The sequence below is a fragment of the Paenibacillus mesotrionivorans genome (genome assembly GCF_046098205.1).
Taxonomy (GTDB): Bacteria; Bacillota; Bacilli; order Paenibacillales; family NBRC-103111; genus Paenibacillus_AR; species Paenibacillus_AR mesotrionivorans.
In genome coordinates this window covers 1-22894 of the sequence record NZ_JBJURJ010000024.1, presented here as the reverse complement: position 1 = coordinate 22894, position 22894 = coordinate 1, and the positions used below count along the sequence as shown (strand labels likewise).

Annotated in this window: 19 protein-coding genes; 5 read left to right on the top strand and 14 right to left on the bottom strand. The window is 55.2% G+C overall.

The window, feature by feature from the left end:
- Window positions 1–250: 250 nt before the first annotated feature.
- The 5 genes from sufU to ACI1P1_RS26955 form a co-directional block, all read right to left on the bottom strand.
- A complete protein-coding gene (gene sufU, locus ACI1P1_RS26975; RefSeq protein WP_416219644.1) occupies window positions 251–670 on the bottom strand; it encodes a Fe-S cluster assembly sulfur transfer protein SufU in 420 nt (139 codons plus the stop codon).
- Entirely contained in the window at window positions 657–1886 is a 1230-nt protein-coding gene (locus ACI1P1_RS26970; protein ID WP_416219642.1) for a cysteine desulfurase, read from the bottom strand. The genes sufU and ACI1P1_RS26970 overlap by 14 nt, the downstream gene beginning before the upstream one ends.
- Window positions 1883–3187, bottom strand: a complete 1305-nt coding sequence (gene sufD, locus ACI1P1_RS26965; protein WP_416219640.1) for a Fe-S cluster assembly protein SufD — start codon at window positions 3185–3187, stop codon at window positions 1883–1885. Before sufD ends, ACI1P1_RS26970 begins: the two co-directional genes overlap by 4 nt.
- A gap of 23 nt (window positions 3188–3210) precedes the next feature.
- Complete coding sequence (gene sufC / locus ACI1P1_RS26960) at window positions 3211–3999, bottom strand: Fe-S cluster assembly ATPase SufC (RefSeq protein ID WP_416219639.1); 789 nt, start codon at window positions 3997–3999, stop codon at window positions 3211–3213.
- Window positions 4000–4273: 274 nt separating this feature from the next.
- A complete protein-coding gene (locus tag ACI1P1_RS26955) occupies window positions 4274–4870 on the bottom strand; it encodes a DUF1802 family protein (RefSeq protein WP_416219637.1) in 597 nt (198 codons plus the stop codon).
- Between the two features lie 172 nt (window positions 4871–5042).
- Here ACI1P1_RS26955 and ACI1P1_RS26950 point away from each other — a divergent pair, with 172 nt between their 5' ends.
- On the top strand, window positions 5043–5213 hold the full coding sequence (locus tag ACI1P1_RS26950; protein ID WP_416219636.1) for an asparagine synthase: 171 nt from the start codon (window positions 5043–5045) through the stop codon (window positions 5211–5213).
- A 203-nt stretch (window positions 5214–5416) separates the two neighbouring features.
- Here the strand turns inward: ACI1P1_RS26950 and purT are convergent, their stop codons facing one another.
- From purT to ACI1P1_RS26920, 6 genes are all read right to left on the bottom strand, one after another.
- Window positions 5417–6595: a formate-dependent phosphoribosylglycinamide formyltransferase gene (purT, locus tag ACI1P1_RS26945; protein WP_416219635.1), complete on the bottom strand. Its 1179-nt coding sequence runs from the start codon at window positions 6593–6595 to the stop codon at window positions 5417–5419.
- 435 nt (window positions 6596–7030) lie between these two features.
- A complete protein-coding gene (locus tag ACI1P1_RS26940) occupies window positions 7031–7267 on the bottom strand; it encodes a hypothetical protein (RefSeq protein ID WP_416219634.1) in 237 nt (78 codons plus the stop codon).
- A gap of 354 nt (window positions 7268–7621) precedes the next feature.
- Window positions 7622–8386: a DeoR/GlpR family DNA-binding transcription regulator gene (locus ACI1P1_RS26935; protein WP_416219633.1), complete on the bottom strand. Its 765-nt coding sequence runs from the start codon at window positions 8384–8386 to the stop codon at window positions 7622–7624.
- A 15-nt stretch (window positions 8387–8401) separates the two neighbouring features.
- Window positions 8402–9913, bottom strand: coding sequence for a rhamnulokinase (locus tag ACI1P1_RS26930; RefSeq protein WP_416219632.1), 1512 nt, complete (start codon window positions 9911–9913; stop codon window positions 8402–8404).
- Between the two features lie 111 nt (window positions 9914–10024).
- Entirely contained in the window at window positions 10025–12112 is a 2088-nt protein-coding gene (locus ACI1P1_RS26925) for a bifunctional aldolase/short-chain dehydrogenase (protein ID WP_416219630.1), read from the bottom strand.
- A 299-nt stretch (window positions 12113–12411) separates the two neighbouring features.
- Window positions 12412–13050, bottom strand: coding sequence for a trimeric intracellular cation channel family protein (locus ACI1P1_RS26920; RefSeq protein WP_416219629.1), 639 nt, complete (start codon window positions 13048–13050; stop codon window positions 12412–12414).
- Window positions 13051–13289: 239 nt separating this feature from the next.
- Here ACI1P1_RS26920 and uxaC point away from each other — a divergent pair, with 239 nt between their 5' ends.
- From uxaC to ACI1P1_RS26900, 4 genes are all read left to right on the top strand, one after another.
- On the top strand, window positions 13290–14702 hold the full coding sequence (gene uxaC, locus ACI1P1_RS26915; RefSeq protein ID WP_416219628.1) for a glucuronate isomerase: 1413 nt from the start codon (window positions 13290–13292) through the stop codon (window positions 14700–14702).
- 581 nt (window positions 14703–15283) lie between these two features.
- Entirely contained in the window at window positions 15284–15646 is a 363-nt protein-coding gene (locus ACI1P1_RS26910) for a GntR family transcriptional regulator (protein ID WP_416219627.1), read from the top strand.
- Window positions 15643–16542, top strand: a complete 900-nt coding sequence (locus ACI1P1_RS26905; protein ID WP_416219626.1) for an ABC transporter ATP-binding protein — start codon at window positions 15643–15645, stop codon at window positions 16540–16542. Before ACI1P1_RS26910 ends, ACI1P1_RS26905 begins: the two co-directional genes overlap by 4 nt.
- Entirely contained in the window at window positions 16539–17228 is a 690-nt protein-coding gene (locus tag ACI1P1_RS26900) for a hypothetical protein (protein WP_416219625.1), read from the top strand. Before ACI1P1_RS26905 ends, ACI1P1_RS26900 begins: the two co-directional genes overlap by 4 nt.
- Window positions 17229–18051: 823 nt before the next feature.
- Here ACI1P1_RS26900 and ACI1P1_RS26895 read toward each other — a convergent pair.
- The 3 genes from ACI1P1_RS26895 to ACI1P1_RS26885 all read right to left on the bottom strand — a co-directional run bounded on the left by ACI1P1_RS26895 (window position 18052) and on the right by ACI1P1_RS26885 (window position 22262).
- Window positions 18052–18354 (bottom strand): YunC family protein, encoded by a 303-nt coding sequence (locus tag ACI1P1_RS26895; protein ID WP_416219624.1) that lies wholly within the window; start codon window positions 18352–18354, stop codon window positions 18052–18054.
- 68 nt (window positions 18355–18422) lie between these two features.
- Window positions 18423–20204: a SulP family inorganic anion transporter gene (locus tag ACI1P1_RS26890; protein WP_416219622.1), complete on the bottom strand. Its 1782-nt coding sequence runs from the start codon at window positions 20202–20204 to the stop codon at window positions 18423–18425.
- A gap of 168 nt (window positions 20205–20372) precedes the next feature.
- Window positions 20373–22262 (bottom strand): sensor domain-containing protein, encoded by a 1890-nt coding sequence (locus tag ACI1P1_RS26885; protein ID WP_416219620.1) that lies wholly within the window; start codon window positions 22260–22262, stop codon window positions 20373–20375.
- Window positions 22263–22894 lie beyond the last annotated feature (632 nt).

Below are 22894 nucleotides of genomic sequence, written 5' to 3'. Positions count from 1 at the left end.
TGCCCCCGGAAAACCATTCCCCCAAAAGTGACGCTAATGCTTCGTAGTAGATTCCGGGTACTTTTGGGGGTGCCCCCGGAAAACCATTCCCCCAAAAGTGACGCTAATGCTTCGTAGTAGATTCCGGGTACTTTTGGGGGTGCCCCCGGAAAACCATTCCCCCAAAAGTGACGCTAATGCTTCGTAGCGGATTCCGGGTACTTTTGGGGGTGCCCCCGGAAACCATATCTCCACAAGTGACGTTGCGACTTTACCGCGACTGCTCGACTCCCTTGCGAAGCGCGTTCCACGCCAGTGTGGCGCATTTGATGCGGGCCGGGAATTTGTTGACGCCGGAGAGTGCCTCCAGGTCCTCATACTCGAATTCCACCGGCTCGCCCTTCATCAGACAGGAGAATTGCTCGGCCATGGCCTGTGCTTCCTCCAGGGTTTTGCCTTTGACTGCTTCGGTCATCATGGAGGCGGAGGACATGCTGATGGAGCAGCCCTCTCCCGAAAACCGGGATTCCTTCACAATGCCGTCCTCCACCTTCAGCTGCAGGGAAATCCGGTCGCCGCAGGTGGGGTTATGCAAGTCGATCGTCACACCATTATCCTCGAAATGCCCCCTATTGCGGGGGTTTTTATAATGATCCATAATGACCCGGCGGTACAAATCATCCAATTGCATCGCTAAAGTACTCCTTTGTCCGCCTGAGGGATTCCGCCAAGCGGTCGATGTCCTCTTCCGTGTTGTACAAGTAAAAGCTGGCTCTCGCCGTGGAGGAAGCCTTCAACCAGCGCATCAGCGGCTGGCAGCAGTGGTGTCCGGCCCGGACAGCGATGCCCTCCGCATCCAGGAAGGTAGCCAAATCATGAGGATGGACATCCTCCAGATTGAAGGTGACCAGCCCGGGGCGTTTGCCGGATGCCGGCCCGTAGATCGTCAGGCCTTCCATAACCGGAAGCACGTTCATGGCGTAAGCCGACAGCTTTTCCTCATGCTCGTGAATGTTATCCATCCCGATGTCTTCAAGGAAATCAATTGCCGCTCCCAATCCCACCGCTCCTGCGATAATCGGGGTCCCGCCTTCGAACTTCCAGGGAAGCTCCTTCCAGGAGGAATCGTATAAGTCCACAAAATCGATCATTTCACCGCCGAATTCGATGGGCTCCATCTTCTCCAGCAGTTCCTTCTTGCCGTACAAAGCACCGATGCCGGTGGGTGCGCACATCTTGTGTCCGGACAGGGCGTAGAAGTCACAATCCAGATCCTGTACATCCACCTTCATATGGGGCGTGGATTGGGCACCGTCCACTACCATCACCGCACCGTGGCGGTGGGCAATGGCCGCAAGCTCCTTCACCGGATGCACCACACCCATCACGTTGGACACATATGCCACCGCAACCACCTTGGTCCGGTCGGTAATGGTGTTCTCCGCATCCGCCAGCGTGATAATCCCGTCCTGCTGGAGGGGAATATACTTCAGTGTAGCGCCTGTCGCTTTGGCCACCTGCTGCCAGGGAATGAGATTGCTGTGATGCTCCATCAGCGTAATCACAATCTCGTCGCCTTCGCGGCAGACGCTTCTGGCGTAGCTGGACGCAACCAGGTTAAGCGCCGTGGTGGTCCCGCGGGTAAAGATAATTTCCTCGGTGTTGCGGGCGTTCAGGAACCGCTTGACCTTTTCCCTGGCCCCCTCATACGCGTCTGTCGCCCGGGAGCCCAGCGTATGGACCCCCCGGTGAACATTGGCGTTATCCCATTCATAATAATGCTTAACGGCTTCGATGACCGCCAGAGGCTTCTGGGAGGTGGCGGCGCTATCCAGATACACCAGCGGATGGCCGTTGACTTCCTGGTTCAGAATGGGAAAAAGCTTGCGGATCTCCTTGGCATTCATTGCTCCAGCTTCCTTTCGACCAGCCGCTGCAGTTGGTCCTCGATTTTGGCAATCGGAATTTCAGACACCACAGGGGCAAGGAAGCCGTAGATGATCAAACGCTGTGCCATTTCCTTCGAAATGCCTCTGGACATCAAATAGTAGATTTGCTCCGGATTGACCTGCCCGACGCTGGCCGCATGGCCTGCCTTTACATCGTCCTCGTCGATCAGAAGGATCGGGTTGGCGTCCCCGCGTGCGGTGGGCGACAGCATCAGCACCTTTTCGGTTTGCTGGCCGTTGGCGCCGGTAGCGCCCTTCTCTATCTTGGTAATGCCGTTGATGATGGCAGTCGCCCCATCTCTCATGACGGCACGGGTAATCATGTCGCTTTCGGACATCTTGCCGAAGTGGACGGCACGGGTAGTCAGGCTGAGACGCTGCTCCCCTGTCCCTACGCAGATCACCTTGGTATCCGAGGTGGAGCCGTCACCCTTAAGCAGAGTCGTTGTATCGGAAACGGCGTTGCCGTTGTTCAATTCCCCGATGATCCATTCCACGGAAGCATCCTTCTCCACGATAGCGCGGCGGTAGGACAGATCCGTCAGACCATGGCCCAGGTTATGGATGGAAGCGGCTCTTACCTTAGCGCCGGCCTTAGCGAAAACCTCCACCACACCATTTACTACACGCTCACCGGCATCCCCTGCGGAAATCACATTTTCCACATAGGTCACCGAGCTGTTCTCTTCGGCAACAATCAGGACATGGGGCGCGCAGGCTCCTTCGGTCCCTTCAGCCAGGAACAATGCCTGCACCGGCAGCTCCACGCTGACATTCTTGGGAACATACAGGAAGACTCCGCCGTTCCAGACTGCGCTGTGAAGGGCAGCTACACGATGCTCATCCTGGGCAACAGCCTTCATGAAATACGGCTGCACCAAATCGCTGTGCTCGCGGACGGCGGTCTCCAGATCGGTGAACAGCACACCCTGGGAGGTTGCCGCTTCAGACAGGTGACAGTAAGCCACACTGGAGTTGCGCTGAATCAGGAGGCTGTTGCTGAAGCTTTCGCCGAACAGGTTTTTGGCCTCTTCAGGAAGCTCGGAAACCGATTGGACGGCAGCTCCAGGCTGATAGGCACCATAAGTGCTGAGATTCCAGCGGTCAAGACGGGTTTTCTCCACAAAAGGAAGCTCCAGCGTTTCCGCCAGCTCCAGGCCCTTCAACCGGAGCTCCTTCATCCATTGCGGTTCCCGGTTGCGCTCCGACAGCGCTTGAACGGTGCCGCGGTCTATAGGAAGAACAGTTTGTGTGCTCATCGCTTTACCTCCACTTCCTCTCTCTATACTTCCTGTCCGACAGTCTCGTCCACAATGCCCAGCTCTTCCTTCACCCAATCATAACCTTCCGCTTCCAAACGTTCGGCCAGCTCGGGCCCTCCGGATTTCACGATACGGCCCTGCATCATCACGTGGACAAAATCAGGGGTTACATAATTCAGAAGACGCTGATAGTGGGTAATAATCAGGAAAGCACGTTCCGGGCTGCGGAGAGCGTTGACGCCTGCCGCCACAATTTTGAGAGCATCGATATCCAGACCGGAGTCAATCTCATCGAGAATGGCAATCTTCGGTTCAATGAGCATCATTTGGAGAATTTCGTTACGTTTCTTCTCGCCGCCGGAGAAACCTTCATTCAAGTAGCGGTGGGCGAACTCAGGGTTGATATCCAGTTCCTTCATCTTCGCTTCCATCTGGCGGATAAACCGGATCAGAGAAATTTCGTTGCCTTCCCCGCGGCGTGCATTAATGGCACTGCGCAGGAAGTCCGAATTGGTAACGCCGGTAATTTCGCTTGGATATTGCATGGCCAGGAACAATCCGGCCCGTGCGCGCTCATCTACTGCCATCTCCAGCACGTCTTCGCCGTTCAGCGTTACGGTACCGTCGGTCACCTCATACTTGGGATGGCCCATCAAAGCAGAGGACAAGGTACTTTTGCCCGTACCGTTGGGACCCATGATGGCGTGAACCTCGCCTCCTTTGATTTCCAGGCTAAGACCCTTTACGATTTCCTTGCCTTCCACGCTTGCTTTCAAATCACTGATTGTCAACACAGGCACATTCGACATGGATTTTCCCTCCGGTTACTGAAATGGTTTTTATTTAATAACTTATCTTTGTGATTATCAATGATTCTCAATCAAATATAGGATTATTATAGCGCACCCTGATGAATCAATAAAGGGCAACTGAATAATTTTATCAACTTTAATGTTTGGAAAGTCTCTTTGCTTATATTTGTTAAAAATAACCCATGAAAAAAGCCCGGTTTCTCGAGGCCGATGCTGCAGCCAAAAGACCAGGGCTTGGCGGCTTGCGAAGAGATATAGTCTACTACTTCAATCAGTGACCGGCTACACCCGATCCGGCCAAAGCGGATTTGATGGCTTCACACTGCCGGGCGAATTCCTCGTCGGTCAGAACCGGCGTCTTGTTCACCTCGGGCATCGAATCTGCAATTTCCACCCAGGATTTGCAGCCCAGGTAGTCTGAGCGAATGGGAATGGACACGGGCTCCTCCAATTGGTACACCCGCAGCAGCAGGACATGAAGCGGATTTTTCTTCTTCCATTTCAGCCGCTCCTCAGCGAAGGTATCCGTCCAGATATGGAACTCGGACAGCCTGTCCAGCTGCTCCTGATCCAGCACCTCAATATCCTCCACCACATCGGCAAAGGCAGTCAGCTCTACCGAACGGGCTTCGGCGGACCATCCTGCAAGCGTCTCATCCACGGTTTGCTGTTCATTCTCCTTCAGCAGCTCCCGCTTCTGGTGCTCATAAGTCGGATATAAATAAAAATGGTGGCTTTCCACTTGAAAATCCCGGGTTTCCTCCACGATGCCACCCTTGCGCATCACCAGGATTTGCTTGCCTTCCCGCAGAGCCTTGATGGCGGACGCCCATTCCTTTAAGGCTATTTGCTTGACCGGCGCCTTCATGTCAAGACCTCCTTTGTTTAGACTAATTATAATTTATAACTCATTATAGCCTGAAAAGCTCCCCACGGCAAATGATCTGACTGCCAATGCTTGCATCGGATACAGATCGGCTTTTCTTCAAAACCTATACCCGTCAACCTCATTATCTTATAACAAAAGGAGCGATTCATTCATGCGCGAAGGACTGATTCCCACAGTTTTAGGCACGGCTGTCACCGCCACCGGAGCGGCTTTCCGGGGCAAATACCCTATGGTTTCCACCGCAGTGATGGGCTTTGGTCTGGCCCATGTGGTGCTGGGCGCCATCGATCTGGTGGAGCACCGCAAGTATCCGCATCTGTAAAAGTCCCCCCCAAAAGTGATGAAATGCTTCGAAGCAGACTCAGGTACTTTTGGGGGAGCCCCCGTTCAATATTCCCCCCAAAAGTGATGTAACGCTTCGGAGTAATCTCAGGTACTTTTGGGGGTGCCCCCCGAAGAACAAAGACGCAACAAAAAGCAGGAGCCTTCGGCCCAACCGGGCAGCTCCTGCTTTTTCATTACATATTAGTTATACTCGATGGACAGACGGCTGGCTGCTTCTTCGGCGCGGGACCTTGCTTCCTCTACCGTGTCCGCGGCGCTGACGGCTACCGCCATGCGGCGGCCCACCTTGGTTTCCGGCTTGCCGAACACTCTGACCTGAGTGCCAGGCACCGCTAGGGCTTGCTCCAGCCCGCCAATCCGGTAGCTCTTGGATTCCTCCCAGGCCTTCAGCGTCCGGGAGGCTCCCGGCGACAGCTGACGGACTCCCTCTACCGGGAACCCGAGAATAGCGCGGACATGCAGGGCGAACTCCGACAGATCCTGGGTCGCCATAGTCACCATCCCTGTATCATGTGGCCGCGGGGAAACCTCGCTGAAGATCACCCGCTCTCCGGCCAGGAACAGCTCTACGCCATATAAGCCGTAACCGCCCAGAGCCTCCGTCACCTTGCGGGCGATCTCTTCCGCAGCTTCAATCTGTCCCGGCGTCATGGCATGAGGCTGCCAGGACTCGATATAGTCACCGTCCTTCTGGACATGGCCGATAGGCGGGCAAAACACCGTTCCGCTTACGGAGCGGACGGTCAGAAGCGTAATCTCCGAATCAAAGGGGATAAACTCCTCCACAATCACCCGGGTTTTGCGGCCGCGGCCCCCCTCCAGAGCCAAATTCCAGGAATGCTCCGCATCCTCCGGCCTGCGGCAGACGCTTTGTCCCTTGCCGGAGGAGCTCATCACCGGCTTAATCACACAAGGCGTGCCGATTTGCTCCACGGCCGCCTTGAGCTCGTCCAGACTGTCGGCAAAGGCATATCCGGCGGTCGACAGTCCCAAGGTTTCCGCAGCCAGCCTGCGGATCCCCTCCCGGTCCATGGTGAGCCGGGAGGCCCGGGCCGTAGGAATAACCCGGAAGCCCTCCTCCTCCAGCCGGATCAGCTCCTCCGTGGCGATGGCTTCAATCTCCGGTACAATCAGATCCGGCTTCTCCATCAGGATCAGCTCCCGCAGAGCCGCCCCGTCCAGCATGTCCACCGTATGGCTGCGGTGGGCCACCTGCATGGCCGGCGCTCCCTCGTAACGATCCACCGCGATTGTTTCAATCCCAAGCCGCTGTGCCTCCAGCACAACCTCCTTGCCCAGCTCACCCGCTCCCAGCAGCATGATCTTCCGCGCATGGGCAGACAATGGCGCCCCGTACATGTGCAACTCCCCTTCACTTCAGGATATTTCCCCTTATTTTGCCGAAAAAAGCCCCTTTCCGCAACCTTTATTTCCGGTACACCCCGCTCCCAACTCCTTCAGCTGGCGGCTAACGGAAGCCAGAGCCCTTATTCCGCCAAAAAACACTCCCGCCAAAATCTAACGGAAGTGAGCGCCGTAATTCGGCGGAAAACCCCTCATGACAAGCATATTTAGTCGTAATAGCGGCTGTGGCCGCCGTTAGAATTTTCCAAGCCGCCAATTCAGGCAAATAGAGGCTCTCACCGCCGTTAGGATCCATAACCAACCTCCCCTCCTCCTTCAAACACAAAAACAGGATCCCTCCAGCACAGAGGCATCCTGCTATATTCCAATATACGCTCCAATTATGCTCTTACAGAATCAGCACACCGATGATTTTACCAAACCCAATAACTACTCGTGCTGGAAACCATCCTTCGGGAAACCCGGCTCCTTCGGCTCGATTTCCGGCGGAATCGGCGGAATGGCATCCGGCTCCTTCAAAGGCGGCACCGAATCCGGCGGCTCAACACCCGGCACCGAATCGGGAATTTCATCCGGCGGTACCGATTCGGGAACATCGCCCGGTCTGATCTCCGGCTCGGGCTCCGGCTGGAAGGGTATGTTTGAGTTAAAATCAAGATTGGACATATGGGCAGCCTCCTTCAATGGGGGATGCCCCTTTTTACCCAGTTCCAGCGAATGGCAATCAGGTGGGCCGGATGGCAATCCGTTAGAGTGGGGAATCAATTGGGTCGTTCACTTCCGTTATAGCGGAGAATGTGCAAATATCCGGCTTTAAGCGCTTCTCCGTTCCGTTACAGCCGGAACCCAGCCACCACGTTCAATGCAATAAAACGCTGGTTCATGCTGCAACCATCCACTGGATTTCCCGCAGCCTGGTTTTAACAAACAAAGGCATATGGTTGGTCTGCAAACAAAAAAGACAGCGGCTTTCGCTGTCTTCTGTCTTTTTGTTGTCGTTGCTGGAGCAGACGCAGAAGCCTACCCCTCCAGTTGCGTCACATCGATGCCCTGCTCCCGGATCTGGCGGATGATGGCCGGATCGCTTTTGGCATCGGTGACCAGGTGGTGGATGTCGCTCCATTCGGCCACATGGGTAAACGACCGGACGCCGAACTTGCTGTAGTCCGCCAGGAGATACACCTTCTCCGACTGCCGGATCATCTTGCGCTTCACCAGGCCCTGCATCTCATTGGGCTCCGTAATGCCCTTGGTGAGATGAAGCCCTTTGCAGGAGAGGAACATTTTGTCCACATGGTAGGTATCCAGAGAACGCTCCGTCAGAGGGCCCACGAAGGACAGAGAGTTGGAAACCAGAATGCCGCCGGTGGAGACCACCTGAATCTTCTCCTTGGCCGCCAGCTCCAGGGCCACCTTCATGGAATTGGTCAGCACCGTCAGGGGCTGGTCCGGCAGATAACGGGCGATCCACCAGGCGCTGGTGCTGGCGTCAAGAATAATCCGGTCCCCCGGTTCGATCAGGCTCACCGCCGCCATGGCAATCTGCTTTTTCTCCTCCACGTTGGTGGTTTCCCGCACGAAGTACGGGGATTCCTGCTGGGTATCCTGCACACTGACCGCGCCGCCGTGGCTGCGCATTAGCTTGCCCTCCGCCTCCAGCTTATCCAAATCCTTGCGGATGGTTTCCTCCGTAACCCCGCACAAATCGCTGAGCTCGGTCACCCGTATGCTGCCGCGCTCATTTACGAGCTGTACGATTTTTTGAAGCCGCTCCGCCACCAGCATATGTGTATGTCTCCTTTATTCTTCTGGAATCAGAGTTTGCCCCGTTGCATCAAGAAATCTCTTGTACGCCGCTTCCCATGCTTCCTGATCCTGCGGTGCATAGGTATCCACCGGATAGGAACGTTTAATCAGGCTGCGCGCCTCGCGGATATCCTTCACCTCGCCCAAGGCAATCAGCTGCGCCGCCACATTGCCCAGAGAACTGGCTTCTACCGGACCGGCCCACACCTCTCTGCCGATAGCCGAAGCGGTCATCTGGCACAGAAGCTTGTTCTGGATACCGCCGCCCATCATATGCAGACGGGGATAACGGATGCCGCCCAGATGCTCCAGACGATCCAGTACCAGGCGGTATTGCAGCGCCAGGCTCTCGTAGATGGTGCGGGTGATTTCGCCGATGCTCTCCGGCACGGCTTGGCCCGTGCGACGGCAGTATTCCTGAATCCGCTCCGGCATTCCGCCCGGCGGCAGGAACAAAAGATCGTCCGGGTTGATGAAGGACCGGAAGGCAGGCGCCTTGTCCGCCAGCACCACCAGATCGGCGAAGGAATGGTTCTCTCCGGCTTGATCCCAGGAGCGTTTGCATTCCTGGATCAGCCAAAGGCCCATGATATTCTTCAGAGTCCTTGCAGTGCCGCCCATGCCGCCTTCATTGGAGAAGCCCAACGGCAGCACCCGCGGGTCCAGCAGCGGCTGTGCCAGCTCGGTGCCGAACAGGGACCAGGTGCCGCTGATCAGATACGCCACCTCTTCGTCGGTATCCACCGGTACGGACACCACCGCGGCGCCGGTATCATGCTCCGGCACAGCTACAGCGCGGATCGGCGGGAGCTTCAGCTCCTCGCAGATGGCTTCGGTCAGCTCACCCACTGTTTGCCCGGACATCACAACCGGCGGCAGGATATCCGAGGGAATGCCCAGCTTCGCCAACAGCTCCTTGTCCCATTCCTGGGTGCCCGCCTTCAGCAGCTGGGAGGTGGAGGCAATGGTGTATTCGCTTTGTTTAACACCGGTCAGCAGATACAGGAGCAGATCGGGGATGAACAACAGCTCCTTAGCTTCGCGCAAGGCCACGGAATTCTGCTCTACAGCCGCGTGCAGCTGCATCAGGGTGTTGAAGGTCAAGGGCTGCAGACCCGTTGCTTGGAACAACTCATTTTTTCCTATTATAGCATGGACTTTCTCTACTGTGTGGTCCGTTCTTGCATCCCGGTAATGGTACGGATTGCCCAGCAGCTCGCCGTCTTCCCCAAGAAGCCCGTAATCCACTCCCCAGGTATCGATGCCGAAGCTTTCAATGGTTCGGCCCTCGGAAGCCTTGCGGAAGCCCTGCTTCAGCTCATGCAACAGCCGGAGGATATCCCAATACAGATGGGCCCCGGCCTGCACAGGCTCATTGGGAAAACGGTGAACCTCGGTAAGCCGCAATACGGGCGCTTCTTGAGCGCTTTTGTCCAGGGTGCCGACCATAGCTCTGCCGCTGCTCGCACCCAAATCAAATGCCAATACATGTACTTCCTTCTTCATCGTAACGTGCACCGCCTTTTGCGGCAAAGGGCTGCCGGAGCGCCCGCCTCGAGAAGCGGAGAATCCGGACAGCCCATGCCTGATTATAGTTGCCCGACGCCGCCGGGTCTATTACCGGGTGAAAGCCGCAGGCACCCCGCCGTCTACCGTAATCATGCAGCCGGTGGTTTTGGCCGACCTGGAGGAGGCCAGGAAGGCGATGGATTCCGCGATGTCATCCGGATAAATATTGACCAGAAGCGTGGTGCGTTTTTTGTAATATTCCTCTAATTGATCAGGAGCTATGCCATAAGCGGCTGCCCGCTCCTCCCGCCACCGGGAATTCCAGATGGCCGAGCCCTGCAGAATGGCGTCCGGCAGCACGGTGTTCACCCGGATGCCGTATTCCCCGCCTTCTGCCGCGATACAGCGGGCCAGATGGGCTTCGGCTGCCTTGGCCGTGCTGTAGGCGGAGGCATTTTTGCCGGCGTAGACAGAGTTCTTCGATGCCACGAAGACCATGCTGCCTCCTGTGCCCTGCTCCTTCATCACCTTGAAGGCTTCCCTCGCCACCAGGAAATAGCCGGTGGACAGCACATTCATATTGAGATTCCACTCATCCAGTGTGGTTTCGTCGAAGGGGCTGGAGGTGGCAAGACCGGCATTGTTCACCGCCACATCCACACCGCCGTACTGGAGCGCCGTAGCGCGGAAGGCTTCCTTCACCAGGTCTTCCTTGGTCACGTCCAGCTTCACAGCGAAGGCGCGTCCCGGTCCGAACTGGGCGTTCAGCTCCTCGGCTACCTTCTCCGCCCCCTCCAGGTTCAGGTCAGCCAGGACCACATGAGCGCCTTCCTTGACCAGCCTGCGGCAGGTAGCGCTGCCGATGCCTCCGGCGCCTCCGGTAACCAGCACCACCTGGCGGGAGAATTCTGCTTCCGGCGGAGCCAACGTCAGCTTATACAGCTCCAGCGGCCAATATTCCACGTTGTAGGACTCATTTTCGCTTAAGGAAACGAATTCGCCCAAGGACGTCGCTCCCCGCATAACTGCGATAGCCCGGTGGTACAATGCACCGCTTACCTGGGACATGGCGTGGCTCTTGCCGGTATTGATCATGCCCACACCGGGAATCAGGATCACCCGGGGAGCAGGCTCGAACATCTTGTCGCCTTCATTCTTGTTGCGTTCGAAGTAGGCCTTATACTCTTCCTTATATTCGCTGATGCCTGCTTTCAGGGTTTCCTTCAGGGCTTCCACATCCCCGGAGGAAGGGTCCCAATCCACCAGCAGCGGCTTCATCTTGGTATGCACCAGATGGTCCGGACAGGCGGCTCCCACCTGGGACAGCTTGGCCGCATCCCGGCTTCCGGCGAACCGCAGTACATCCTCGCCGTCGTCGAAGGTGAGAATCATCCGTTTGCCGTCGCTGACCGAACCGCGAATCACCGGCATAACGGACGCTGCAATCTCCCGCCGGCGTTCCGGTGCAAGCGGTTCTATCTTCACACCACCGAATAAGGCCTCTTCCTTCACCCGGGCCTCAATGAAAGCCTCCGCTTCCCCGATAATGGCCAGCGTTTTCAGATAAGATTCCTCGGAGGTAGCACCCCAGGTGACCAGCCCGTGCTTTTCCATTAGTACAAGCTCAGCATTTGGGTTATCCCGCACACCCTGGGCAATCATCCGGGAGAGGCGGAACCCTGGCCGGATATACGGCACCCACACGAACCGGTCGCCGTAGATTTCCTTGGCCAGCTCCCTGCCGTTATCGGCGCAGCACAGTCCGATAATGGCATCGGGATGGGTGTGGTCCACATGCTGAAAAGGCAAAAATGCATGAAGCAGTGTTTCGATGGAGGCTCTGGGATGTTTGGAGTCGATCATGCAGTTGGCCAGATACGCCACCATATCTTCGTCGCTCATATCCTCCCGCTCAAACAGCGGGGCAATATCATCCAGCCGGAGTCCGGTAAAGTGGCCCGCCTTCATGGTTGCCAGGTCGGAGCCGCTTCCTTTTACCCACATGACATTGACAGGACGCCCGCGAAAATCCTCAACAACGGTCTTCATAGAGGTATTGCCGCCGCCCCAGTTGGCTACTGACCGATCCGAGCCCAACAGATTCGAGCGGTACACCAGTTCATCCAACCCCGGCTTCAATCCTGCCGCTTGTTCCATTACCCAACGATTCGCCACCATGCCATATGCCTCCTTCATCTTTGTCCACAATAGGAAAATGATTATACGAGACCATTCTAACATGGTTTTGTTTCGTTTTTAATAATAATTTTAAAGTGATAGTAAATATTTTTCAAATGTAAACATGTGATATGAAAACCCTTTCATTCCTCCTTGCCTTTGTTTATTTTTATTATAGCATCCGTTTGCTTTTGTTTCTGTGGATAAGGTGTGAACGAGTCGTGTCAGGGGCGATTCTATGAAACGTCTGAATGGTATACAAAAAACCGCCGGGCATCGGCCCAACGGTCGCTATTTTTTATTTTAACACCCGTGCCCTACCCCTCCTGCTGCTTGCCTTGCTTCCGGTCCGGGAACCGGTACACGGGAAAGTTAACGGAATACATCACACACAGCACCCGCACCAGGAAGGTGATCAGAAGGCAGCTGTACATAGCGAAGGTAACGGGGACATAATCATGGATCAGCGCTAGGCTTCCCGCCCCTAGAATGGAGGCCACTGCATAAACCTCCTTGCGGAAGACATACGGAATCTCCCGGCTGAACACATCCCGCACCACGCCGCCGCCGATTCCGGTAATCAGCCCCATCGAGAGGATGATGAAGGGCTCGTCGTAACCCAGGCCAATGGCCGCTTTGGCCCCTACGGCAGTAAACACACCCAGACCCACGGCGTCAGAGACCATCAGAAGATTGTTAAAACGGCTGATATACGGGTAAAATACCCATGTCAGCAAACCGGCCGCCAGGCTGGCCCCGAAATACTTGGGCTCCACAAATGCAACAGGCGGAATGACCCCGATGAGCAGGTCCCGGACAATACCGCCGCCCAAGGAAGTAGCCACACAAAGGCTGGTGACCCCGAAGAGGTCCATCTCCTTCTGAATGCCTACTACAGCCCCGGAAATTCCGGCCGCGACGATGCCCAAATAAATAAAAATCTCAATTAGCTGCATGATTGCAACGTATCCCCTCTACTCTTCATTCCTGCCCAGGGCGTGTCTGAAAACCCGCCACTCGGAGTTTTCAAACACACCCTATTGTAACCGAAATCGTCCACTGGTGGAATACGCCGGAAAAAACTGCTCACAACCTGTTCACATTATCTATTGTTCACGTTAACATATTTGTAGTAAACTTGTAGATGTGCAATCGCAAAAAAACCATATTTTAACGAAGGTGGCCTAGGATCAATATGAAACCCTTTCTGGATGAAAATTTCCTCTTGTCCAACGAAACGGCTGTAAAGCTCTATCATGACTATGCCAAGAACATGCCGATTATCGATTATCACTGCCATTTGAGCCCGCAGGAAATCTATGAGAACAAAACCTACAAGAACATCACCGAGGTTTGGCTGGGCGGCGACCACTACAAGTGGAGAGCTATGCGCTCCAACGGCGTAGAAGAGCGTTATGTAACCGGCGATGCTCCGGATTACGAGAAATTCCTGGCCTACGTCAAGACCTGCTCCACTGCTATCGGCAACCCGCTGTTCCACTGGTCCCACCTGGAGCTGCAGCGCTTCTTCGGCATCTATGATGTGCTGAATGAGCAGAATGCCCCTGCCATCTGGGAAAAAGCCAATGCCAAGCTGACCGGCGAAGGTTTCGGCGCCCGTGACCTGATCGTGAACTCCAACGTCAAAGTGGTTTGCACCACTGACGATCCTGTAGATTCCCTGGAATACCACCTGAAGCTGAAGGAAGATACCTCCTTCCCAGTGGCTGTTCTGCCTTCGTTCCGTCCTGATAAAGCACTGGAAATTAACCGCGCTACCTTCCTGCCGTGGCTGACCAAGCTGGGCGAGGTAGTCGGCGCTCCGGTCAATTCCTATGAAGACCTGCTGAACGCATTGGAATCCCGCGTGCAGTTCTTCCATGACGCAGGCTGCCTGGTTTCCGACCACGCTCTGGATTATGTGCCGTACGCACCGACCTCCCGCGAGGAAGCCGGTTACGTATTTGCCAAGGCCCTTCAAGGCAACCCGGTAAGCGAAGAGGACGAAAAGAAATACAAGGCTTATACCCTGATTTTCCTGGGCAAGCTGTATGCCGAGCACAACTGGGCGATGCAATATCACATCAACGCCGGCCGCAACAACAACACCGTTATGTTCAACAAGCTGGGCCCGGACACCGGTTATGACTCCATGAACGACAGCAGCGTGGCTTACCCGCTGAGCCGTCTTCTGGATGCCATCGATCAAGAGGCTGGCCTGCCCAAGACCATTCTGTACTCCCTGCATCCGAAGGATATGCCTGCATTGGGCACCCTGATGGGCGCGTTCCAAGGCGGCGGCGTAGCCGGCAAGATCCAGTTGGGCTCCGCATGGTGGTTCCTGGATACCAAGGAAGGCATGATCCACCAAATGAAGACGCTGGGCGACCTGGGTCTCCTGAGCCGCTTCGTGGGTATGCTGACCGACTCCCGCAGCTTCCTGTCCTATACCCGCCACGAATACTTCCGCCGGATTCTGTGCAATCTGTTCGGCGAATGGGTAGAAAACGGCGAGTTCCCCGCGGACATCGAGCTTCTGGGCGGCATCGTCTCCGATATCTCTTACAACAACGCGAAGAACTACTTCGGCTTCCCGTCCCTGCAATAGTCCATTTTTACACGGGCTGCTTGATTCAAGCCACCGGTGCCTATAGGCGCCGGTGGCTTTTTTGCAATCCCACGGGAGGTTATGTACGGCTCGCCGGGGCCTTCAGGTTCCGTTGGGGAGAGACGGCTGCGGCGCTCTTTGCTCCATAAGCAGGCAGGGATGATAGCGGACAACAAATGTCTGCTTAAAGCGGCGAATGAACTTTTTTATCAAGATAACGACATAAAATGTCTGTTATTCCTCCAAAACACCCCCTTTCACCGCTTCTTATAAGCTATAGCAGACATTTTCCGTCGTTATTTCGGCAAATTCGGCTTTCTGCACTAAATAGCAGACATTGCCTGCCGCTTACACAAGCCACGTTAAGCCAAGTTCGGCCAAGCTACGCCGCGTTACCTTTTCAACATCCAATCCGCATTGAACACTGAACGGATTGACCCACACACGGGCAGCCCGTTCCAAACTCCGGTACCTATAAGGCCATGAAGGATTTTTGAATACCGTTCTTGACAATCAGGATCGTTGGTTATATAGTTAGTTATATGAGTAATGAACCAATTAAGTAACGAGGATGTGAAGGCATGATTGATGACAGCAAGCCCATCTTCCTGCAGATTGCCGAACGCATCGAAGATGACATTCTGGAGGGTCTTCTGCCTGAGGAATCCCAAGTGCCTTCCACCAACCAGTTTGCAGCCTTTTACCATATCAATCCGGCAACGGCCGCCAAGGGAGTCAATCTGCTGGTGGATCAGGGGATTCTGTACAAGAAACGGGGGATCGGCATGTTTGTGGCGGGAACCGCACGGGAGCAGGTGCGCAAGAAGCGCCAGGAGCAGTTCTATGAGCAGTTCGTGGTCACCATGATGCGGGAAGCGGAGCGGCTGGGCATTACGGCCGGGGAACTGGCGGATATGATACGCAGAGGGGAGAACAAACGATGAGTCTGATTCTGGAAACCAAAGGGCTGACCAAACACTACGGTGACTTTACGGCTGTGGACAATGTCAGCATTTCCCTGGAGGAAGGGAAGATATACGGATTGCTGGGCCGCAACGGCGCCGGCAAAACCACCATCATGCATATGATCACCAGCCAGCTGTTTCCCAGCTCCGGCAGCCTGCATGTATTCGGGGAGGAGCCATATGAGAACAACAACGTCCTCAGCCGGATCTCCTTTGTCAAGGAAAGCCAGAAGTATCCCGACAGCTATCAGGTCAAGGATGCGCTGGATGTGGCAGAGATGTTCCATCCCAATTGGGACCGGGACTATGCATATTCCTTGATTGAGGATTTCCAGCTTCCCCTGAAGCGCCGGATTAAGAAGCTCTCCCGGGGGATGCTCTCCTCGGTGGGAATCATTATCGGGCTGGCCAGCCGGGCACCGCTGACGATTTTTGACGAGCCGTATCTGGGGCTGGACGCCGTTGCCCGGAATTTGTTCTATAACCGGCTGCTGGAGGATTTCACGGAGCATCCCCGCACGGTTGTGCTGTCCACCCATCTGATTGATGAGGTCAGCCAGATGCTGGAGCATGTGTTCCTGATCGACCAGGGCAGAATTATTCTGAATGAGGATGCAGAGCAGCTCCGCGGCAGAGCCTTCAGCATTGCCGGACGCGCTTCCGTTCTGGATGATTTTATCCATGGCAGACAAGTGCTGAGCCGCGATTCCCTGGGAGCGCTGGCTACGGCTACGGTTATGGGCAGCATAAGCACCTCCGACCGGAAGCTGGCGGCGGACCAGGGGCTGGAGCTGACGCCGGTGTCCCTGCAGCAGCTGATTATCCATTTGACCCAAGAGAACAAAACCGCCCCGAAAGGAGCTGCTTCCAAATGAACCGCACTCTGAGTGTAATACGCATGCAAAGCAAAGACCTGTTTTCCTGGTTGTACTTGCCCTGGATCATTGTGGGCGGCAATTTTCTGATCAACCTGTTAACCACCGGTGCCATTCATGACGGAGACAGCACGGTGAGCACAGGCGGTATGGCCTCCATCTTCATCTACTTTATGATCATCGGGTTGATCATCCTGCATCAGACCTTCCCCTTTGCACTTGGGCTGAGCGTCCGCCGGACCGATTATTTCTGGGGAACAGTTGCCGTAGCCGGGGCAGCCGGGCTGGTGTCCGCTTTAATCATCGTCATTATGTCGGCCATTGAAGGCCAAATCGGAGGCTGGTTCCAAAGCTTCTACTTCTTCCGGCTGTATTTTATCAGCGATCATGGCTTTATGAGTGAGCTGTGGTTCTACTTCTCCCTGATCATGCATTTGTTCTTCAGCGGGTTTCTTGTCAGCTGCCTCTACCGAAAAATGGGCGGCACCAAGGCCACCGTCATTCTGGGATTACTGTTCATTGTCTTCACCGTATTTACGCTGTTGGCCACCTACAACGGATGGTGGGCGGATATTCTGAAGGCTATCGTCGATCTGGGCGCCATTCGCATCATCTCTCTGTTTGCCCTGGTTACGGTAGTCTACATCGGCTTATCCTTTAGCCTTCTGCGTAAAACCACCTTATAATCTCTTTCATGAGCATGTGGCTACACTGTATGTTCGCAAACGGGGCTGTCAAATTCCTTCAAGGGGAAAGCCGATTCGGCAGGAGAAACCGGGAAGGGAAGGGCTGGGGATTTTCCGCAGGAAAACCTTCAGCTCTTTTCCGGGAGAGAGTGTTTCTCGACGAATCGGTATGAATCCCGTGTGACGGATTGGACAGCCCTTGTTTGGTGTCTGGACTGTGGAGGGCGGCTATGGACGGTGACTCGATGGGGCGACGCGATGGGGCAATACGACGGCGACGCGCACGGCGAGGCTGTAACGGAACTCAACGACTCTTAGCCAGCACAATCCGGCGAATTTAAAATGTAACGGCACTCAGCGACCGTTAGAGCCAATTTTGTCTACTTTTCCTCCATTATGATCCCGCTAAGGGTCGGAGAGCTCCGTTAAAAAACCACAGAGGTCATTTTTGCCGTCTAAGAGTCGCTCTGTTCCGTTAGAATCCCTCACGTCCTTGCACCCATTACCAGAAACGAAAATGCCGAATACGCGTACGAATGCAGGTGAGGTACTTTCGTTTACATGTATGCATCCCTGCCACTTTAGCTGATTTTCTCCTGCAGGTTCACACCTTCAACGTTGGGCGGGGGTGTAAGACGAAGGGCGGCATCGCCGTCCACTTTCACCATTGAATCTGAATTTCGGGTTGTTAAGGGAAGCCACAAAAAGGTTGGGCAGAAAAACGCAGGTTTTTCTGCCCAACCTTTTTATTTCGGTGCTTGTTGTAGAGCCCCGTTTAGTTATGTCTTTTGCTTCGAAGCATCATATCCGTTTGGGGGCCAAGTCAGAACATTCGCTTGATGGCCTCAAGACCGCTCATGCCCGGCTCAATACCCAATGCCTTGGCCTCATGCGTGACGGACTCCATCGGTGCTGCCAGCAGCTGCTCCAGCGTCCGCACCCCTACCGCTCTGCCTGCAATGATCCTCCGGTCCGCCAGTTGGTCATTCAGCAGCCCCACATCCAACGCTCCGCACATGATGTAGCCTTTGTCCGTAGCTACGGCCAATAAGGTGGTTTTGGGCAGCTTGACCTCCACACCTATGGCGATTTTCCCCTCTTCAACTGGAATTGGAACCATCTGCATCAATGCCATGCACCCCTTTTTCCGCAAGATCTCCTTTATCCATATGCGGAAAAGCTGCAGGTGGTGCTTTACACGCCCAGATTAACCTTCTTCTTCGCCGCGGCGGCTTTGGCTGCGAAGCCTGGCTGTACTGCCGGAACACCCGAAAATTCAGCACATTCCCGGAAGGCAAAATGCTTGCAGCCGGCGCAACGGCCCATGTCCAGCCGGGTCAAGGCATAATCAATGGCATCTCCGGTATGCTCGAACAGCTGCTGCTCCCCCAGCTTGGCAAGCAGGCCGGTATTGGCCATCATGTCCAGAGGCTGCTTCTGGATGCCCGAGATCAGCACCGTTCCTCCGGAAGCGGAGACGTACCGGACCAATGCGGACAGATTCCGTTCCCCCGTGATATCCATAAAAGGAACCTTTTTCATCAGCAGAATCATCACCTTGGGCTTGCGGTGCATGGTCTGCATAATCGTGTTCTCAAAATGCTTGGCCGCACCGAAGAACAGCGCTCCCTCCACAGTAAACATGCTGATCTGCGGGCAGTCATGGGAATCCGTCACCACATGAGGCCGTACCTTGGAAAATTTATTATCCATATCGGGCAGCACCTTGGCCACCGTCAAGAGCTCACTCATCCGCTTCACGAAAAGAATGGCAGCCAGGGCCAGACCAATTTCCACCGCCAGGGTCAGATCCGTAAACACCGTCAGCAGGAAGGTAATAACCAGCACCAGAGAATCTCCGGTTCTGGTCCGCAGCACATGGGCGAATTCCTTGCGCTCACTCATGTTCCACGCCACCACCATCAGCACAGGAGCCATGCTGGCCAAGGGAATATGCGAGGCATACGGGGCGAACAGCACCAGGACCAGCAGCACCGTCAAGCCGTGGAACACCCCCGATAAAGGTGAAACAGCGCCGTTTCGGATATTGGTAGCAGTCCGGGCAATCGCTCCGGTTGCGGGAATGCCACCGAATAGAGGTGTCACCATATTGGCAATGCCCTGTCCGATCAACTCCCGGTTGCTGTTATGCCGGTCGCCGCCCATACCGTCCGCCACCACGGCGGAGAGCAGGGATTCAATGCCGCCCAGCATGGCGATAATTAAGGCAGGCTTCCACAGGCTCAGCATGTTATCCAGGCTGAAATCCGGCAGCTTCAATGCCGGCAATGAGCTGGGAATCGATCCGTAGGTGGAGCCGATGGTCGCCACATCCCCGCTGAAGAACAGGACACCGGCTACTGTAGACAACATAAGGCCAACCAGAGAACCCGGCACCTTGGGAAAAAACCGGGGAGTCAGCAAAATCGCAGCCAGGCAGACACCTGCCACCACAACCGCCGCCGGATTCCAGCTGGGCAGACGCAGGCCGATTTCTTTCATATTATCGATAAAATGCTCATGCTTGGCCACGTCCTTCAGCCCGAGGAAGCTGGCGATCTGGCCGGCAAAAATCGTCACCGCGATCCCGGCGGTAAAGCCGATGGTTACGGAACGCGGGATAAATTTCATAAGGGCGCCCAAACGGAGTACCCCCATCAATAACAGCAGTACACCCGCCATAAACCCGGCCACCAGCAGGTTATCGTACCCGTATTCCATTACAATGGCGAACAGAATCGGAATAAAGGCTCCCGTAGGCCCCCCGATCTGAAAGCGCGAGCCGCCCAGCAGGGAAATCAGTATCCCCGCCACCACTGTGGTGTAAATGCCGTATTCCGGCTTAACTCCCGATGCAATAGCAAAAGCCATCCCCAGAGGGATGGCGATAATTCCCACAATCAGGCCCGATATCACGTCCTTGCGTAAGGCATTGGTGTTATAACCGGCATATCTTCCTGACCATCTGATGTTCATGTACGCGCCAACTCTCTCCAAATAGTAAGGTATGTGTTTCCATACCTCCCTAATGTAGACCTACCTGCCCCTCCCGTCAATGAACATTTGGTGGCAACTTGAGGTCTGGGCGCCAAAACAGGCGGTTATCCGGGGAGTGGCAGCAGCACGAAGGGGAGCAGTGATGGCTTACGCCGGAAGCGGGTGGGACTGCCTCAGGATGTTCTGCATGTCCTGTGCAGGCAGAGGCGGGCTGTACCAATAGCCCTGAATCAGGTTGCATTGGTTATCCCGCAAAAAGTGCATCTGCTCCCGGGTTTCCACCCCTTCGGCGATAACCAGCAGGTTCAGGTGATGAGTCATGCTGATAATCGTCGCTACAATCGCCGCATCATTGGGATCGCACATCACATCCCGGACAAAGGAACGGTCGATTTTGAGCTTGTCGATGGGGAATTTCTTCAGGAAATGGAGCGAGCTGTAGCCGGTCCCAAAATCGTCGATGCTGATCTGCACGCCCAGACTCTTCAGCTCCCGCAAGGAGCTGGTGGCGAACTCCACATCCATGGTCATGCTTTCCGTAATCTCCAGCTCCAGAAACCGTGCCGGAAGCTGGGTATCCTCCAGGACAGCGTGGATCTTGCCCTTGAGGTCATGCTGGAGGAATTGGCGCATGGACAAATTCACGGAGACGGGCACAGCCGGGAGTCCTACATCCTGCCATTGTTTGTTCTGCCGGCATGCCTCCATAAGCACCCATTCCCCGATGGGCACAATCAGGCCCGTTTCCTCAGCGATGGGGATAAAATCCCCCGGCGACACCAGCCCCCGCAGGGGATGATTCCAGCGGATAAGCGCTTCCATTCCCACCACGGAGCCGGTCTCCAGATGAATCTGGGGCTGGTAAACCAGCATAAATTCGTTGTTGCGGATGGCATGCCGCAGCTCGCTTTCCAGCGTCAGCTTGGTCAGGGAGATTTTGTTCATGTCGGAGTTAAATATCTGATGGGTGTTCTTCCCGGTTTCCTTGGCCCGGGACAAGGCAATATCGGCATACTTCATCATCAGATCCGCCGTCTCCCCCTGCTCCCCCAGATAGTGGGCGATGCCGATGGAGGCCGTGATATGAATCTGAAACTGCCCGATCTGGAAGGGCTGCTCCAATGAGTGGTAAATCCCCTCCGCCAGCTGCTCCAGCTGCTCCTTGGCGGTGATGCCGGCATAGAACATGGCGAACTCATCGCCTTCCGTCCGGGCCACAAAATCCTCATCGCCGATGCAGCGTACAAAACGCTCCGCCACCTGCATCAGCAGCATGTCCCCGTAATCATGACCGAAGCTGTCATTGACCAGCTTGAACCGGTCAATATCCAGATACAGCACAGCGGCGCCTCCGTTATGGGCGCGGGCGGCCACCATAACCTCCTCCAGCTTTTCCCGGAACAGCCTGCGGTTGGGCAAGCCGGTCAGATCGTCGTAATACGCCATATGGCGGATGCGGTTCTCCATGCGCTTGCGCTCCGTCAGATCCCGGCCGATGGCCAGCAGCGCCCGCTGCCCCTGCAGGCGGATCATCCGGATATTCACCTCGGCCGGAACCAGCCGCCCGTCCTTGGTACGGTAATGGATCTCCCGGTATTCGGCCTGGGCACTGCCGGGGGTGACCTTCCGTTTCATCAGCTCCACCACCTGGGACACGTCGGCTATCTTCTCTGCATCTACGTTGAGCAGTTCATCATAGCTGTAGCCCAGCCAAACAGAAGCCGCCTGATTGCATTCCAGAATCCGGTGGGGACTTTTGGCGCTGATGACCAGAATGGCATCATTGACCTGATCGATCAGCTCCCGGTACACGGCGGCGAACCCCCGCTCCTTGGCGAGGTTGGCGGAATGGCTGAAATGGGTATACAGCAGCCAGGGAACCAGCAGCGCACAGCATGAAAGGAACACGATCATGGGGGGCGGCTGCAGGCTGCGGATCACCTCAAACAAGCTTCCGCAGGCCGCCAAACCCACCAGCACCGGCGGAATCATGCTTTTCGGTTTATTCTCTCTTCCCAACTGTTCCTCTGACGGCACCCGGCAACAACCCCTTTTTAACCTGCGGTCAACGCATATCTGCTCCGTATCTCATGCGGGACGCAGGCTTTTGTATCGGCAAGCAGCACTTGTATCTTCGGAAATTTCTACATTCCTCCTGCTTTTTCCTGCTTATCGCCAAAAAATCGTAGCGCCTTTTGAATAACCCGGTCCAGGCCATAGGCCGAATGGGTTATTCAAGCTTCGAAATTGGCGCAGCCAAATTAAGGGGGGTTGGGCGAGCTCCCTGGTTTTGGCCATAGGGTTGCGGAGACGTGGTTAGCCTTGGATTAGGTGCAGTCTATGGTTTATCTTATATATAAACCTCTAAACCTCGTTATCCCATAGTTTCAGGCGCTGAGGTGTGTAGCGCGAGGCACCTGGATTTGTAACGGACGTGAGCGCCCCTATTCGGCGGTTATACGGCCTTTTCAAATTCTAACGGAAGTGAGCGCTCTTATTGAAGCCAAAAGCAGCCCGATGGGGCCGATTTAGGGAAAATAGCGGCTCCTGCCGCCGTTAGAATCGGAAGGGGGCATAATGAAGGCAAATAGCGCACTAGCGATGCGTCAAACCTAACATGGAATTATCCAATATTCCTAAATATGGGTTAATTTGAACGTTGTCACCTG

Coding starts and splice junctions, on each gene's coding strand:
- ACI1P1_RS26895 (WP_416219624.1), bottom strand. CDS start 18,354: ATGCAGATGGTTCCAATTCCAGTTGAAGAGGGGAAAATCGCCATAGGT.
- sufU (WP_416219644.1), bottom strand. CDS start 670: ATGCAATTGGATGATTTGTACCGCCGGGTCATTATGGATCATTATAAA.
- purT (WP_416219635.1), bottom strand. CDS start 6,595: ATGTACGGGGCGCCATTGTCTGCCCATGCGCGGAAGATCATGCTGCTG.
- sufD (WP_416219640.1), bottom strand. CDS start 3,187: ATGAGCACACAAACTGTTCTTCCTATAGACCGCGGCACCGTTCAAGCG.
- ACI1P1_RS26920 (WP_416219629.1), bottom strand. CDS start 13,050: ATGCAGCTAATTGAGATTTTTATTTATTTGGGCATCGTCGCGGCCGGA.
- ACI1P1_RS26970 (WP_416219642.1), bottom strand. CDS start 1,886: ATGAATGCCAAGGAGATCCGCAAGCTTTTTCCCATTCTGAACCAGGAA.
- sufC (WP_416219639.1), bottom strand. CDS start 3,999: ATGTCGAATGTGCCTGTGTTGACAATCAGTGATTTGAAAGCAAGCGTG.
- ACI1P1_RS26910 (WP_416219627.1), top strand. CDS start 15,284: ATGATTGATGACAGCAAGCCCATCTTCCTGCAGATTGCCGAACGCATC.
- ACI1P1_RS26950 (WP_416219636.1), top strand. CDS start 5,043: ATGCGCGAAGGACTGATTCCCACAGTTTTAGGCACGGCTGTCACCGCC.
- ACI1P1_RS26935 (WP_416219633.1), bottom strand. CDS start 8,386: ATGCTGGTGGCGGAGCGGCTTCAAAAAATCGTACAGCTCGTAAATGAG.
- ACI1P1_RS26955 (WP_416219637.1), bottom strand. CDS start 4,870: ATGAAGGCGCCGGTCAAGCAAATAGCCTTAAAGGAATGGGCGTCCGCC.
- ACI1P1_RS26900 (WP_416219625.1), top strand. CDS start 16,539: ATGAACCGCACTCTGAGTGTAATACGCATGCAAAGCAAAGACCTGTTT.
- ACI1P1_RS26890 (WP_416219622.1), bottom strand. CDS start 20,204: ATGAACATCAGATGGTCAGGAAGATATGCCGGTTATAACACCAATGCC.
- ACI1P1_RS26925 (WP_416219630.1), bottom strand. CDS start 12,112: ATGAAGGAGGCATATGGCATGGTGGCGAATCGTTGGGTAATGGAACAA.
- ACI1P1_RS26940 (WP_416219634.1), bottom strand. CDS start 7,267: ATGTCCAATCTTGATTTTAACTCAAACATACCCTTCCAGCCGGAGCCC.
- uxaC (WP_416219628.1), top strand. CDS start 13,290: ATGAAACCCTTTCTGGATGAAAATTTCCTCTTGTCCAACGAAACGGCT.
- ACI1P1_RS26905 (WP_416219626.1), top strand. CDS start 15,643: ATGAGTCTGATTCTGGAAACCAAAGGGCTGACCAAACACTACGGTGAC.
- ACI1P1_RS26930 (WP_416219632.1), bottom strand. CDS start 9,913: ATGAAGAAGGAAGTACATGTATTGGCATTTGATTTGGGTGCGAGCAGC.